This is a genomic window from Luteitalea sp. TBR-22, assembly GCF_016865485.1.
Lineage (GTDB): Bacteria > Acidobacteriota > Vicinamibacteria > Vicinamibacterales > Vicinamibacteraceae > Luteitalea.
Window position 1 is genome coordinate 439,461 of the sequence record NZ_AP024452.1, and the last position, 14,401, is coordinate 453,861.

The following is a 14,401-nucleotide window of genomic DNA, read 5'->3' on the forward strand; positions in this document are numbered from 1 at the left end:
ATCAGGCCTCCTCGCCGTTCACGTGCGCGTCGAGCACGCCCGCCTCGAGGCCATGCTCGACACAGGCGCGCGCGAGCACGTCGGCGTAGCCGTGAGTGGCGAGCACGCGGGTCGCTCCCGTGGCGGCGATCGTGTCGAGCAGCGCCGGCCAGTCGGCGTGATCGGAGAGCACGAAGCCGCGATCCACGCCCTTCCATCGACGCGTGCCGCGCACCCGCATCCAGCCGGACACCATCGCCGTGGCGGCGCCAGGGAAGCGCTTGAGCCACGGTGTGTTCATCGCCGACGGCGGCGCGATGACGAGGCGGCCGCGAGTCGCCGCGCCCTTCGTCTCCTCGCCGACGGGCTCGACGTCGGGCAACGCCACGCCGGATGCCTTGCACGCCGCCGTCATGCCGGCGACCGCGCCATGGACCAGTGCCGGCCGATCGAGCGACTCGGCCAGCAGCGAGAGCAGCCGCTGCGCCTTGCCCAGGCTGTACGCGAAGAGGATGGCCGGACGGCCCTCGGCCGTCGTCGCGGCGATCCACGCACGCAGGTCGTCGAGGACGTCGTTCACCGATGGCCAGCGGTAGATCGGCAGGGCGAAGGTCGCCTCGGTCACGAACGTGTCGCAGGCCACGACCTCGAACGACGCGCAGGTGGGATCGTCGTCGCGCTTGTAGTCGCCGGAGACCACCCACGTGGAGCGGCCGTCGTGCACGCGCACCTGTGCCGACCCGGTGACGTGCCCGGCCGGATGCAGCGAGACCTCGACGTCGCCGACGACGCGGGGCTGGCCATACGGCCAGGCGTCGATCACGGCGTCGGGTCCGAGGCGGTGTCGCAGGATCGGCAGGCCCGCCTCCGCGCACACGTAGCGCGCGCTGCCAGGCCGGGCGTGGTCGGCATGCGCGTGCGTGACGATGGCCGTGCCGACGGGAAGCGCCGGGTCGACGTGGAAGCCGCCAGCGGCGCAATGAAGCCCGGCAGGAGTGGAGACGAGCACGGGACTAGGCTACCGCCTGCAGGCTGCAGACTGCTCAGGGGTAGAGCGCGGTCTCCGACCGCGCCGTCATCCGCCAACGGCGGCGTGGGACACGCCGCCCTACCTGTTGGCCAGCATCGCGTCTGCGAGGGCGCGCCCGCTGAGCCACGCGCCCTCGACCCGCGGGCCGCCGCACCAGTCCCCTGCCACGCCGATGCCTGCCTGGCGGTCCCACAGGTGGGTCTGCTCGAGCGGTCGCGGCACCGAGGCGTAACGCCAGCGATGCGCGGCCGAGAACGCCAGCGCCGGCAGCGGACGACGGGCGAGCGCCTCGAAGGCCTGCAGCAGTCGCGGCAGCACCTCGTCAGGCGTCTCCTCGAGGTGGGCGCGGCTCCACGCAGGCGACGCGTGCAGCACCCAGGCGTGCGGATGCGGGCGGCCGGGCTTGCTGCCGTCGCGCGCCACCCACGACAGCGGGCCGTCGTTGACGAACGCTGCGTCGAAGGCCACGTCGACCTCGTCGGCCCAGGACGTCATCGCGGCCCAGCACGGGGCCATCTCGACGTCACGCAGGGCCGCGACGAACGGGTGTGCTGCCAGCAGCGTCGCCGTCTGCGGCGGCGGGGCCGTGAGCACCACCGCATCGAAGGGACCCAGCGGTTCGTCGGCCACCGTCGCCAGGTACCAGCCGTCGCCGCGACGATCGAGCGCGCTGACGGTCACGCTCGTCCGCACGTCGAGGCGGGCCGCCATGTCGATGGCCATGGCGTTCATGCCGGGCACGCCGACGAACCGGGGCAGATCCGAGGAGGCGCGCGGGTCGGCCGGGCCGTCGAAGGCCACCATCCGCGGCGTCCACTCGGCGACGACGCCCCGCGCCATCCAGTCGCCGACCGCCGCCTGGAAGGCCGCGTCGCGAGCGGTGAAGTACTGGGCGCCGTGATCGAAGGGCACCGCCGCGCGCCGCGTCGACGTCCGCCCGCCCGGGCCGCGGCCCTTGTCGAGCACCGTGACCTGGAACCCGGCCTCACGCAACCGCAGCCCGCACGACAGTCCCGCCATCCCCGCGCCGACGATCGCGATCCTCATCCGTCCAGCTTACCGGAGGGGGCAAGTGACGAGGGACGAGTACGCGAGTCACAAGGGCGTCGAGGGACAAGGGACGAGGAAGGCAAGGGACGAGGGACAAGTCGGGCGCATGTGGGCGCAATGCGTAGCCGTCGCCCTTGGGCGACGGTCAGGGCCCCCGCGACAAAACGCTCACCGCCGGCCAACTCGCCGCGCGCCGCAGGCGCACATCGGCGAGTCTTCAGGCCGGCGGCTGCAAGCCCAGGCACTGCCGACTCCCGACTCCCGACTCCCGTTCCCTACGGCACACACGTCCCGAGCGCGTTCGCGCCGGCGCTCCAGCGGATGCCGCCGGCATCGGCGTAGTGCGACCACTCGACCGCGAGCGGCGCGTCAGCGAAGCCCGGCGCTGGCTCGATCAGCATCCCGAACCGGGTGCCGAAGGCGGCCGGGAACAGGCTCGGCACGTTGACGTTCTGTCGCGACCCCGCCGGCACGTCGACGTCGGCGATGAGCGGCGTCGTGCCCTCGCGCAGCAGCGTCGCGCGTAGTCGCGTCGGCTGCACGCCGGTGTTGGCCACCAGCACGTACGTGTCGACGCCGGCGCCCCACTCGCCCTCGGCAACGACCCACCGCGCGCAGGTGGATGTCGCACCGAGGCTGGCATGCGCCTCGCGCCACGTCGCCGACGAGCCAGGCCACCACATCGCGCGCTCGGCGACGATCGGTGCCTGCGCCTGCACGATCATGGAGACGGCGGTGGATGCCAGCGAGATCCCGGGCGTCGGGCGCTCGCCGTTGACGAGCACCGTCAGCCGCGAGCGCGCCTGCACGGTGTAGGTGACCGGCGGCGTGGGCCCTGACGGCAGCAGGTAGGTCACCTGCACCGGCACCGGCGACGATCCCGGATTGCCGATCAGCAGGTATTGCTCGAAGGTCGGCCCCGTGTATCCCTCGGCGAAGAACCACGACGTGTCGAGGTCCGATGCGCCGGCGCTCGCGTGACCGGCCTCGAAGGTGCCGGGCACCGACCGGTACATCGCCCGCTCGACGACGATCGGCACGTCGGATTCGAAGACGGCCGAGGACGCGGCACCGGTCGCCGGCGTCTGCGGACCCTTCTCGTCCTCGTTCACCCAAACCGTGAGCCGTGAATGCGGTGCCACGGTGTGCCTGCGCACCAGCGGGGCGAGCGGCGTCTCTCGCAGGTACGTGAGTGTCACGTTCGCCGGGAGGTCGCCCGGGTTCTGCAGCAGGTAGAACAACTGGAACCCGGTGTACGTCGCACCCTCCGCGAAGTACCACTCAGTGGAGGCGCCCGGAAGCCCGTGTTCGGCGTGGCTGCCGCGTCCCGACTCCCACTGCACGAGGCGGTCGACGCCGACGAACACGTCCGACTCGACGACCGTCGCGAAGGCATGCCCCTGCAACTCCGCGATTGCCGCGGTGTCCACCGTGACCTTCTGTTGCGCCGGCACCAACCGCGTGGCCTGCACCACCACGGCGTCGTCGCGCTCGAAGCGCAACTGCACGTGGGCGGCGGTGCTGCTGGCGGGGTTGGCCAGCGCGATGCGGGTGCTGAAGGTGCCCTGCCGCAGGCCTTCGGCGAGCAGGCGCGTCGCGATGCCGCGCGGATGCGTGCCGGCCGTGCGTTCCTGCGCGTTCGTCCGGCCGTCGCCGTCGGGATCGCCGCTGCCGCCGTTGTCGCCGAGGCTGTTGGACGGGTCGAGCCCGAAGTCGCGCTCCCAGTCGTCGGGTAAGCCGTCGCCGTCGCCATCGGCGGGCGCGGCGGCGGGCTGCCATCCGAGCTCGACCACCTCGAAGTCCGAGGCGCGCAACGAGTGCACGGCGGAGACGATGCCGTCCATGTACGGTGTCCAGCGAGGGTCGTTGGTCCCGGTGATGAACATGTCGCTGCCGTTGTCGGCGACGATCAGGCCGTACGTCTTCATCGCCTGGAACATGCGCTGCAGGTGCGCGGGATACGACGAGATGTCCTTGCTGGCCTTGAGCCGCAGCCGCGCGCCCATCGGCAGTGCGCCGGTGGTGCTGCCGGCGCGATGCGACGCGGGCCACACGTAGCCGTTGGTGGCGCGTACCGTGACGCGCAGGGCGTGCCTGATCGGCTCGGTGCCGAACAGCTCGTCGTAGCGGGCCAGGCCCGGCATGATGGCGAGGCCGGCGGCGTCGGCGCTCGTCCAGCCGTCGGGGCGGCGGTCGTTGCGCGTCATGTCGAACACGGCGCCCGATTCGGCCTCCCAGCGGTTGGCCGCGGTGTTCCAGTGCGCGCGATACAGCTCGTAGAGCAGTCGGTTGTCGCGGTCGACGAGAATCAGGTGTCGATCGCCGCCCGGGTCGATGTTGCCCGGTTGGCCTCCCTCGACGTACCCCGGCGTCGTCCTTGCGGCTGGCGGGATCGGATAGCCGGGCGGCCGGCCGGGCGCGCCATCGTCGCTCTCGTCGCCGTAGGCCACCCACGTGACCGGCACCAGCGGCTGGGAGCCGGGCACCGAGACGTAGGGCATGCCGTAGGTGGCCGTCGGGTCGGCGGGGTCGTTGGCGGAGGCGCCCCAATCCGGGTGCACGCGGCGTGTCGTGCCGATCCACGAGATGAACGCGGCGCTGTTGGGGTCGAGCGGCGCCTGGCTCACGTCCACGTTCCACCAGTTGTCGGCAGGGAACAGCGGCAGCGGCTGCGGCAGCGGACCGGCTGGCTGTGCGGGTACCGCACACGGCACGAGCAGCACGCCGGCGAAGGCGAGGGATGCGAGGCGGCGGGAAAGGGGCGGCGACACGATGACGGCACTCCGTCGCTGGGGCTATGGCCCTGCTTGCACGAACCCCGCCACTGGCAATTTGAAATTGGAAATTGGAAATTGTTGGGCCCGCGGCTTCGCCGTCGGGCCTCGGGCTGCCCCGAGCGAGCGAAGGTCGAAGACCAAGCCGCCCGGAATTTCAAATTTCAAATTTCAAATTACAGGTTCGCCACCTCACCACGCCACCACCGACCGCTCCCGGCGTACGTCTGCCGCCCCGCGCAGCTTCCCCGTGGCCGTGTCGACGCCGGCCGCGACGATGCCGGTGGGGTAGGAGGCGACCGGATAGAGCTTGAGCACGTGTCCGCGCGCCTCGAGGGCCGCGCGCGTGGCCTCGGCCACACCCCGCTCGACCTCCAGCACCCCCGGCTCGATCCGGTGCTCGCCGAACGAGCTCTGGATGGACAGCGTGTTGAACCGCGCCGAGTCCACGGCCGCCTGCAGCGGCAGGCCGAAGTCGATGACGTTGACCAGCACCTGCAGGATCTGCTGGTCCTGGCTGTCGCCGCCGGGCGTGCCGATCGCCAGGAACGGCGCCCCGTCCCTGGTGACGATGGTCGGCGTGAGCGTCGTCCGCGGACGCTTGCCGGGCGCGACGATGTTGGGGCTGCCGGGCTCGAGCCGGAACGCCTGCATGCGGTTGCTCATGGGCACGCCCGTGTCGCCTGCCACGAAGGCGCCGCCGAGCAGCCAGCCCGAGGACGGGGTCGCGGAGAACAGGTTGCCGTCCTTGTCGGCCACCTCGATGGCCGTCGTGTCGCCGGATTCTCCGGTGACGCCTACCCGCGTGACGTGGGGGTCGGCGGCATCGGCTGTCGGCGTCGCCTCGAAGGACGACGGATTGCCGGGCCGCTGCTCACGGCTCGCGCGCGCCATGTCGATCAGCGACCGCCGCTGCTGCGCGTAGGCCTTCGACAGCAGGCCAGCCATCGGCACCTTCACGAAATCCGGGTCGCCGTAGAAGCGGTCGCGGTCGGCGTAGGCCAGCTTCATCGCCTCGGTCATCACGTGGATGCTGTCGGCGCTGAGGTGACCCATCGCGCGAAGATCGAAGCCCTCGAGCAGGTTCAGCGTCTGCAGCAGCACCGGGCTCTGGTTCCACGGGCCGGCCTTGTGCACCGTGTACCCGCGGTACGTCACGCTGTAGGGCCGCTCGATCTTCGAGTGATAGCCGGCCAGGTCCGCCTCGGTGATCATCCCGCCGGCGGCGCGCACGGCAGCGCTCAGGCGGCGGGCGAACTCGCCCGTGTAGAACGCGTCGCGGGCCCGGCCGATCGCCTTCTCACGCGGCTCGCCGGCCTTCAGGCTGGCGGCTTCGGCCGCGGCGAGCATGCGCAGGGTGCGGGCGAGGTTCGGCTGCCGGAACATCTCGCCGGCGCGTGTCACGCGTCCGTCGGGGTAGTACGTCCGCATGGTGTCGGCGTACGGCTCGCTCCCCTTGCGCTCGCTGGCCAGGTAGCGGCTGAGGAACTCGTACATCGGGAAGCCGTCGGCGAGCCGGATGGCGGGCGCCAGTACCTCGCCCAGCGACTTCGTGCCGTACCTGGCCAGCGCCAGCGACGCGGCGTCGACCACGGCGGGGATGGTCGCGGCCAGCGGGCCGTTGGCGGGGATGGAGGTCTGGCCGGCGAAGGCCGCCGGCGTCGCGGCCCCGGGCGCCGTGCCCTGCCCGTTGATGACCACCACCTCGCGCGTCGCGGCGTGGTAGATGACCATCGGCGCCTCGCCGCCGAGGCCGAAATGCGAGATCTCCACGACCGCTGCCGCGAAGATCGAGGCGACCCCGGCGTCGATGGCGTTGCCGCCGCCGGCCAGCATTTCCGCGCCCGCCTCGGCCGTGTACGTGCGTCCGGCCGCGACGACGGCGTGGGTGCCGGGGAACTCCGGCCGCAGGGGTTGGGCAGGGGCGGCCGCGGACACGAGGAGCGCGGCGACGGACGCGATGGCGGTCAGGCGCATGGCGCAAGAGTACGCGACGGCGCGGTTCACCGTACGATCAGCAGATCATGCTCGTCCTGTCCCACATCGTGAAGCGGTACGGCGATCGGGTCGCGGTCGACGACCTGTCGCTGGAGGTCCGCCCGGGGGAGATCCTCGGCCTGCTCGGCCCGAACGGCGCCGGCAAGAGCACCACCATGCACGTCGCCACCGGCCTGTTGGCCCCCGATGCCGGCCAGGTGGCCATCGGCACGCACGGCACGCCCAGCGCGCCGGCCGCTCGCCGCCGCCTGGGGCTCGCGCCGCAGAACCTTGCCGTGTACGACCTGCTGAGCGCCGAGGAGAACCTGCAGTTCTTCGGCAAGTTGTACGGCCTCACGGGGCAGGCCCTGCGCACGCGTGTCGACGCGGCGCTGGCGTTCGTCGGCCTGACCGAGCGGCGTCGCGACCTGGTCGGCGGGTACTCGGGCGGCATGAAGCGCCGCCTGAACATCGCGGCGGCGGTGCTGCACGAGCCCGACCTCGTGCTGCTCGACGAGCCGACGGTCGGCGTCGACCCGCAGTCGCGCAACGCCATCTTCGACAGCATCGAGGCGCTGCGCGCGCAGGGCCGCACCCTCGTCTACAGCACGCACTACATGGAGGAGGCGGTGCGCCTCTGCGACCGCATCGCCATCATGGACGCCGGGCGCATGCGGGCGCTCGACACCGTGGCGGGCCTCCTGCGCACGTACGGCGGGCCGCCGCGGCTGCACGCCCGCGTCGCCGGCCGCGACGTCGTCATCGAGACCCGCGACCCGCTCACGGAGCTGAACCGCCTGTCGTCCGAGGGGCAGCTCGAGTCGTTCCGCGTCGAGGAGCCGACGCTGGAGCAGGTCTTCCTCTCGCTCACCGGCCACACGCTGAGGGACTGAGGTCACGCCATGGGAGGCATGCTCGCAATCGCCCTGAAGGACCTGCGCACGTTCTCGCGCCAGCGAATCTCGCTGTTCTTCACGTTCGTCTGGCCGCTCTGCGTGGCCGTGCTGTTCGGCGTCCTGTTCGGTGGATCGAACCGGCCGAGTCCGAAGATTCCGGTGGCGGTCGTCGACGAGGACGGCACCGCTGCCTCGAAGGCCTTCGTCGACAGGCTCGTCGCCCGCGAGTCGTTCGCTGGCGTGCGCGCCACGCGGGCCGAGGCGCTCGAGGCGGTCCGCAAGGGCCAGCGCACGGCGGCCATCGTGCTGCGCCCGGGGTTCGGCGAGGCCTCGACGCGCCTGTTCCACGGCACGCCCCCGCAGGTCGAGGTGTTCACGGACCCGAGCCGGCAGGCCGAGCGCGGCATGCTCGAGGGCCTGCTGATGCAACAGGGCGCCGAGCGCCTCCAGTCGTTGTTCACCGACCCCGCGTCGGCGCGACCGTCGGTGCAGAAGACCCTCGAGGACCTGCGCCGCGACGCGCCCGGGCGGAGCCCCGCGCTCGAGTCGTTCCTCGGCCAGCTCGACACGTTCCTGGCCACCCCCGACGCGCGGCCGGCCGAGCCCGCCGCCGGACAGCCTGCCGGCCCCGGCTGGGAGCCCCTGCGCATCGTGCAGCAGGACATCGCGCGACAGCGCACCGGCCCGAACAACGGCTACGACGTCACGTTCCCGATGGCCGTCCTGTGGGCCGTGTTCGGCTGCGTCATGGCCTTCGGCACGACGTTCGCCTCCGAACGGGTGCGCGGCACGATGGTGCGGTTGCAGGTGTCGCCGATGTCGCGCGGGCAGATCCTGGCGGGCAAGTCGCTCGCCGCCCTGTTCGCCATCGTGATCGTCGAGGTGATGCTGATCGTGCTCGGCGTGGCCGTGTTCGGGCTGCGGCCCTCGTCGTGGGGGCTGATGCTGGTGGCGATGATCTGCACCGGCGCTGCTTTCGTCGGGATCATCCTGTTGCTGGCCTCGATGGCCACCACCGAGCAGGGCATCGGCGGCATGGCGCCGGCGATCATGATGCCGTTGTTCCTGCTCGGCGGCGCGATGGTGCCGCTCATGGTGATGCCGCCCTGGCTGGCCAAGCTCAGCGTCCTGAGTCCCGTCCGCTGGGCCATCCTCGCGCTGGAGGGGGCGATCTGGCGGGATTTCGGCGTCACGGAGATGCTGCTGCCCTGCGCCATCCTGCTGGCGGTCGCCGCCGTGACGTTCATCGTCGGCGCGCGACGCAGTGAGGTGGCATGATGGGCGTCATGTCCATTGCCGAGAAGGGCTACGCCCACCCCGAACGCCTCGTGAGCACCGATTGGGTCGCCGAGCACCTGCAGGACCCGTCCGTGCGCCTTGTCGAGTCCAACGAGGACCCGCTCGTGTACCCCTCGGGGCACATCCCTGGGGCCGTGCAGATCGACTGGACCAACGACCTGAACGACCCGCTGCGGCGCGACTACATCGCCGCCGAGGCTTTTGCGGCGCTCGTCTCCCGCTTCGGGATCACGCCGGAGACGACGGTGGTCTTCTACGGCGACCGCAACAACTGGTGGGCCTGTTACGCGTTCTGGGTCTTCCAGTTGTTCGGCCACGACAACGCCCGGATCCTCGACGGCGGCAGGCTGAAGTGGGAGAAGGAAGGGCGCCCGCTGACGCGCGAGGTGCCCTCCTACGCCCCCTCGACCTACCCGGTGCCGGCGGCCCGCGACGACGCGTCGCACCGCGCGTTCCGTGAGCAGGTGCTGGCCCACAGCGAGGCCGGCGGCCAGCTGGTGGACGTCCGCTCGCCCGACGAGTACACGGGCGCCAAGCTGCACATGCCCGAGTACCCGCAGGAAGGCGCGATGCGCGGCGGGCACATCCCCGGCGCGAAGAGTGTGCCGTGGGCGCGGGCCATCAACCCCGAGGACGGCACCTTCAAGACGGCCGACGAGCTGAAGGCGATCTATCTCGGCGAGAAGCACCTCGACCCGGGCAAGGAGACCATTGCCTACTGCCGGATCGGCGAGCGAAGCAGCCACACGTGGTTCACGCTGAAGTACCTGCTCGGCTTCGGTAACATCCGCAACTACGACGGCAGCTGGACCGAGTGGGGCAACCTGGTGGGCGTGCCGGTGGAGAAGGGGCCGGAGCGTTAGTGACGTTTGACGTTTGACGTTTGGCGTTCACGAACGCCGAACGCTCGAGGCTCAAGTTCCAAGGCTCGGAGACCCCCTCAGTCGCTAGTCAGAATGCTTTCTGAGCCCTGAGCCCTGAGCCGCGCTCGTTTCGAAGGCCGAATGACGAAGGCCGACGCATGACCACTCAAGAGAAGCTCGACGAACTCCACGAGACGCTCGACATGTTCGCCGACCCGGCCGACCGGGCCGAGCTGTTGATCGGGTTCTCGGACAAGTTCACGGAAGTGCCTGCCGACGTGGCGACGCGGCCGTTCCCGAAGAGCCACCAGGTGCCGCAGTGCGAGTCGGAGGTGTACGTGTGGTCGCGAATCAACCCTGATGGCACGCTGCACCTCGACTTCGCCGTCGAGAACCCGAGCGGCATCTCGGCGCGCGCGCTGGCGGTGATTCTCCGGAAGGTCTACAACGGCCAGCCTGCCGGGGACGTCCTCGCGCTCGACACCGGCATCGTCGAGCGCGTGTTCCGCCAGAACATCTCCATGGGCAAGGGGATGGGGCTCACGTCCATGGTCCTGGCCGTGCAGGCGCTCACGCGCGACGCGCTGAAGAACCGACAGGCATGAAGCGACACGCCCTCCTGGCAGTTCCCGTCCTCGCGGCGCTCGCGGTCCTCGCGACCTCCGGGCTCGACGCACGCCTGCTGGCCGGCGCCACAGGTCGCCTCGACTCCCGACGCCCGACTCCCGACTCCCGTGAACAGGCCCGCGATTCCCGACTCCCGACTCCCGACTCCCGTCCCAACCTGATCGTCATCGTCACCGACGACCAGGCGGAGTGGACGCTGAACTCCTACGGGAACGCCGACGCGCGAACGCCGCAGATCGACAGGCTGGCCAGGGACGGCGTGCGGTTCACCAACGTCTTCACGCCGTCACCGGTGTGCTCGCCCAGCCGCGCCACCCTGCTCTCCGGGCGCTACGGCACCGAGGTCGGCATCACCGACTGGATCAATCCCGAGGAGAACGCGGCGGGTGTCGGCCTGCCGCCCGAGACCACCACGTGGGCCGAGGCGCTGCAGCGCGCCGGCTACCGCACGGGGCTCATCGGCAAGTGGCATCTCGGGTCGCTGCCGCAGTTCCATCCGACGCGGCACGGGTACGGGTACTTCTTCGGGTTCCTCGGTGGTGGCAACGAGCCGATGAACCCGCGTTTCGAACGCGACGGCGAGGTGAAGGCCGCTACCGGGCCGGAGCCCGACGTCGTCACCGACGATGTGCTGCGCTTCCTGGCAGCGGACCCGGGCCGGCCCTTCGCGCTGTCGGTGCACTACCGGGCGCCGCACACGCCGTACGGCCCGGTTCCCGAGCAGGACATGGCGCCGTTCCGCGACGCGAACGTGGCCATCCCGGTGTTCCCGGGGCTCGACCAGGCACAGGTGCGTCAGTGGACGCGCGAGTACTACGCGAGCGTGCATTCGATCGACCGCAACATCGGGCGGCTCCTCGACGCGCTCGCCGCGTCGGGCCTCGACCGCACCACGCACGTGATCTTCACGAGCGATCACGGCTACAACATCGGGCACCACGGGCTGCACACCAAGGGCAACGGCACGTGGATCGTCGGCGGCGTCAACGGCCCGACGATGCCGAACATGTTCGACACGTCGCTCAAGCCGCCGTTCCTGGTGCGCGGCCCCGGCATCGGCGGCGGGCGGGTGGTCGACGCGCTGGTGGCGTTCGAGGATCTGTACCCGACGCTGCTGGCGCTGGCCGGCGTGCCGATGCCGGCCGACGCGCCTCGCCACGGCCGCGACATCTCGCCGTTCCTGCGGGGCGAGGCCGTGCCGCAGTGGCGCGACACCGTGTACGGGCAGTACGACATCCACCACTACGCGATTGCGCACCTGCGCATGATCCGCGAGACGGGCTGGAAGCTGGTGCGGTCGTACGGCACCACCACGAAGGACCAGCTGTTCGACCTGAAGGCCGATCCGGGCGAGCGGAAGAACCTGTGGAACGCGCCGGAGCAGCGCGAGCGGCGCCGCGCCATGGAGGCGCGGCTACGGGAGTGGATGCGGTCGATCGACGACCCGCTGCTGAAGGAGACGGGGCTGCTGTTCAAGCCCGCCCCGTAATTTGAAATTGGAAATTTGAAGTTCGCGGGGGCGCGGCTTCGCCGCCGCCCCTCGGGATGTGTCGAGCGGCAAGGCCGAGAGGCCGGCCGCCGATCAATATCAAATTTCCAATTTCGAATTATCAGAATCCCAGGTTCGCCTTCAGGAAGGCCCACTTGTCGGCGGCCTCCTCGATCTGCTTGCTGGTCGGCTTGCCGGCGCCGTGGCCGGCCTTGGTCTCGATGCGGATCAGCACCGGCTGTGGCCCCTTGTGCGCGGCCTGCAGCGCCGCCGCGAACTTGAAGCTGTGCGCCGGCACCACGCGGTCGTCGTGGTCGGCGGTGGTGACCATCGTCGCCGGGTAGGCGGTGCCGGGCTTCAGGTTGTGCAGCGGCGAGTACTTGTAGAGGACGTCGAAGCCCTCCTTCGTCTCGGAACTGCCGTAGTCCGACTTCCACGCCCAGCCGATCGTGAACCTGTGGAAGCGGAGCATGTCCATCACGCCGACGGCCGGTAGCGCCGCGCCGAACAGGTCAGGGCGCTGCGTCATCGCCGCGCCGACCAGCAGGCCGCCGTTGCTGCCGCCGCCGATCGCCAGCTTCGGCGTCGACGTGTACTTCTCGCCGATCAGGTACTCGGCCGCGGCGATGAAGTCGTCGAACACGTTCTGCTTGTTCTTCAGGCGGCCGGCGTCGTGCCACGCCTTGCCGTACTCGCCGCCGCCGCGCAGGTTGGCCACCGCGTAGACGCCTCCCATCTCCATCCACGCCAGGTTGGCCGGCGAGAAGGACGGCGTCAGCGAGATGTCGAAGCCGCCATAGCCGTACAGGTACGTGGGGTTCGCGCCCGACCTGGCCAGCCCCTTCCTGTGGGTGATGAACATCGGGATGCGGGTGCCGTCCTTCGACGGATAGAACACCTGCGTCGTCTCGTACTGCGCCGGGTCGAAGGCGACCTTCGGCTGCTTGAAGATCGTGCTGCGGCCGGTAGCGACGTCGAGGCGGAAGATCGCCGTCGGGTACGCGAACGACGAGAACGCGTAGTAGCCCTCGGCCTGCTCGCGACGCCCGCTGAAGGACACCGCGCCGATCGTCGGCAACGCCACCTCGGACTGCACCGCCCCGTCGCGTCCGTAGATACGCAGCTTGTTCTGCGCGTCGATCTGCCACGTCGCCACGAAGCGATCGGCGGCCATCGTCACATCGTCGAGCACGTCCTGCTTCGGCCCCTCGGGGATCAGCGTCTTCCACGCCGACGGCGCGGCCTGGCCGAGCGTGATGGCGACGAGCCGCTTGCGCGGCGCGCCCTGGTTGGTGAGCACGTAGAACGTGGCGCCGTCGTTGCCGACGATGTTGTAGGAGGCGTCGTACTGGTCGAGGAAGGGCTCGACCTTCGCGTCGGCCTTCGTCAGGTCCTTCACGAAGATGCGGTTTTTCGGGTCGGTGCCCTCGGTCTGGTAGATGAGCAGGTACTTGCCGTCGTCGGTGACGTCGGCGCCCAGGCCCCAATCGGGCTTGTCGGGGCGGGCGTAGACGAGCGGGTCGGCGTCCTGCGACGTCCCCAGCTTGTGGAAGTAGACCTTCTGGTCCTTGTTGACGCCGGTGAGGGCGGCGCCTTCCTTCGGGGCGTCGTACCGGCTGTAGAAGAAGCCCGAGCCGTCGTGCAGCCACGCCGCGCCCGAGAACTTCGACCAGCGGATCTCGTCGGGCAGGTCCTTGCCCGTCGCCACTTCGCGGACCTTCCAGCGGATCCAGTCCGAGCCGCTCTCCGAGAGCGAGTACGCCATGTACCGGCCATCGTCGGAGAACGTGGTGCCGCCGACCGCCACGGTGCCGTCACCGGACAGCGTGTTCGGGTCGAGGAGGACCTCCGGCGTCGCGTCGAGGCTTGCGGCGCGGTAGTAGACCGCCTGGTTCTGCAGGCCGTCGTTGCGCGTGAACACGTAGTGCGCGCCCCGCTTGCGTGGCAGGCCGTAGCGCTCGTAGTTCCACAGGGTCGTGAGCCGCTGCTTGATGGCGTCGCGTCCCGCGATCTTCGACAGGTAGCCGAAGGTGACGGCGTTCTGCGCCTCGACCCAGGCCTTGGTGTCGGCGGCGTTGTCGTCCTCGAGCCAGCGGTACGGGTCGGCGACCTTCGTCCCGAAGTAGTCGTCGACCTGATCGACCTTCTTCGTCTGCGGGTAGGAGGTCGGGGCGGGCGGCGGCGCCGTCGTCTGCGCGAGGGCGGACGATCCGGCCGCGACGAGCGGTGCGGTCATGGCAAGGGCAAGCAATCGGCTGTGCATCGTCTGGGAAACTCCGAAAGTCCTTGATAGCACATCAGCAGCACCGGGGACCGGGTTCCGGGCTCGTCACCGGTAGGTCAGGGTGTCCCCACCCCGCCGTTGGCCAGACACCAACGGCGCGGTCGGAGCCGCGCCCTCCCCCTGTTTCGTATAC

Annotated in this window: 10 protein-coding genes; 5 read left to right on the forward strand and 5 right to left on the reverse strand. The window is 70.4% G+C overall.

Annotation, left to right across the window (positions count from 1 at the left end; all coding sequences use genetic code 11):
* Nucleotide 1: 1 nt before the first annotated feature.
* The 4 genes from TBR22_RS01865 to TBR22_RS01880 all read right to left on the reverse strand — a co-directional run bounded on the left by TBR22_RS01865 (nt 2) and on the right by TBR22_RS01880 (nt 6,810).
* The gene (locus tag TBR22_RS01865; protein ID WP_239491252.1) at nt 2–988 is read right to left on the reverse strand and encodes a ligase-associated DNA damage response exonuclease; all 987 of its coding nucleotides are present in this window, start codon (nt 986–988) and stop codon (nt 2–4) included.
* 99 nt (nt 989–1,087) lie between these two features.
* Nucleotides 1,088–2,056, reverse strand: a complete 969-nt coding sequence (locus tag TBR22_RS01870; protein ID WP_239491253.1) for an NAD(P)/FAD-dependent oxidoreductase — start codon at nt 2,054–2,056, stop codon at nt 1,088–1,090.
* A gap of 278 nt (nt 2,057–2,334) precedes the next feature.
* Nucleotides 2,335–4,830 (reverse strand): hypothetical protein, encoded by a 2,496-nt coding sequence (locus tag TBR22_RS01875; RefSeq protein WP_239491254.1) that lies wholly within the window; start codon nt 4,828–4,830, stop codon nt 2,335–2,337.
* A gap of 195 nt (nt 4,831–5,025) precedes the next feature.
* Nucleotides 5,026–6,810, reverse strand: coding sequence for a gamma-glutamyltransferase family protein (locus tag TBR22_RS01880; protein ID WP_239491255.1), 1,785 nt, complete (start codon nt 6,808–6,810; stop codon nt 5,026–5,028).
* Nucleotides 6,811–6,857: 47 nt separating this feature from the next.
* Here TBR22_RS01880 and TBR22_RS01885 point away from each other — a divergent pair, with 47 nt between their 5' ends.
* From TBR22_RS01885 to TBR22_RS01905, 5 genes are all read left to right on the forward strand, one after another.
* Complete coding sequence (locus tag TBR22_RS01885; RefSeq protein ID WP_239491256.1) at nt 6,858–7,703, forward strand: ABC transporter ATP-binding protein; 846 nt, start codon at nt 6,858–6,860, stop codon at nt 7,701–7,703.
* Nucleotides 7,704–7,721: 18 nt separating this feature from the next.
* Complete coding sequence (locus TBR22_RS01890; RefSeq protein ID WP_239491257.1) at nt 7,722–8,984, forward strand: ABC transporter permease; 1,263 nt, start codon at nt 7,722–7,724, stop codon at nt 8,982–8,984.
* A gap of 8 nt (nt 8,985–8,992) precedes the next feature.
* A complete protein-coding gene (locus tag TBR22_RS01895; protein ID WP_239491258.1) occupies nt 8,993–9,868 on the forward strand; it encodes a sulfurtransferase in 876 nt (291 codons plus the stop codon).
* 158 nt (nt 9,869–10,026) lie between these two features.
* The gene (locus TBR22_RS01900; RefSeq protein ID WP_239491259.1) at nt 10,027–10,473 is read left to right on the forward strand and encodes a SufE family protein; all 447 of its coding nucleotides are present in this window, start codon (nt 10,027–10,029) and stop codon (nt 10,471–10,473) included.
* Nucleotides 10,470–11,984 carry a sulfatase gene (locus tag TBR22_RS01905; protein ID WP_239491260.1) on the forward strand — a complete coding sequence of 505 codons (1,515 nt, stop codon included), beginning with the start codon at nt 10,470–10,472 and terminating at the stop codon, nt 11,982–11,984. Before TBR22_RS01900 ends, TBR22_RS01905 begins: the two co-directional genes overlap by 4 nt.
* A 121-nt stretch (nt 11,985–12,105) precedes the next feature.
* On the opposite strand, the gene TBR22_RS01910 is transcribed toward TBR22_RS01905, so the two are convergent.
* Nucleotides 12,106–14,220, reverse strand: coding sequence for a prolyl oligopeptidase family protein (locus TBR22_RS01910; RefSeq protein ID WP_239491261.1), 2,115 nt, complete (start codon nt 14,218–14,220; stop codon nt 12,106–12,108).
* Nucleotides 14,221–14,401 lie beyond the last annotated feature (181 nt).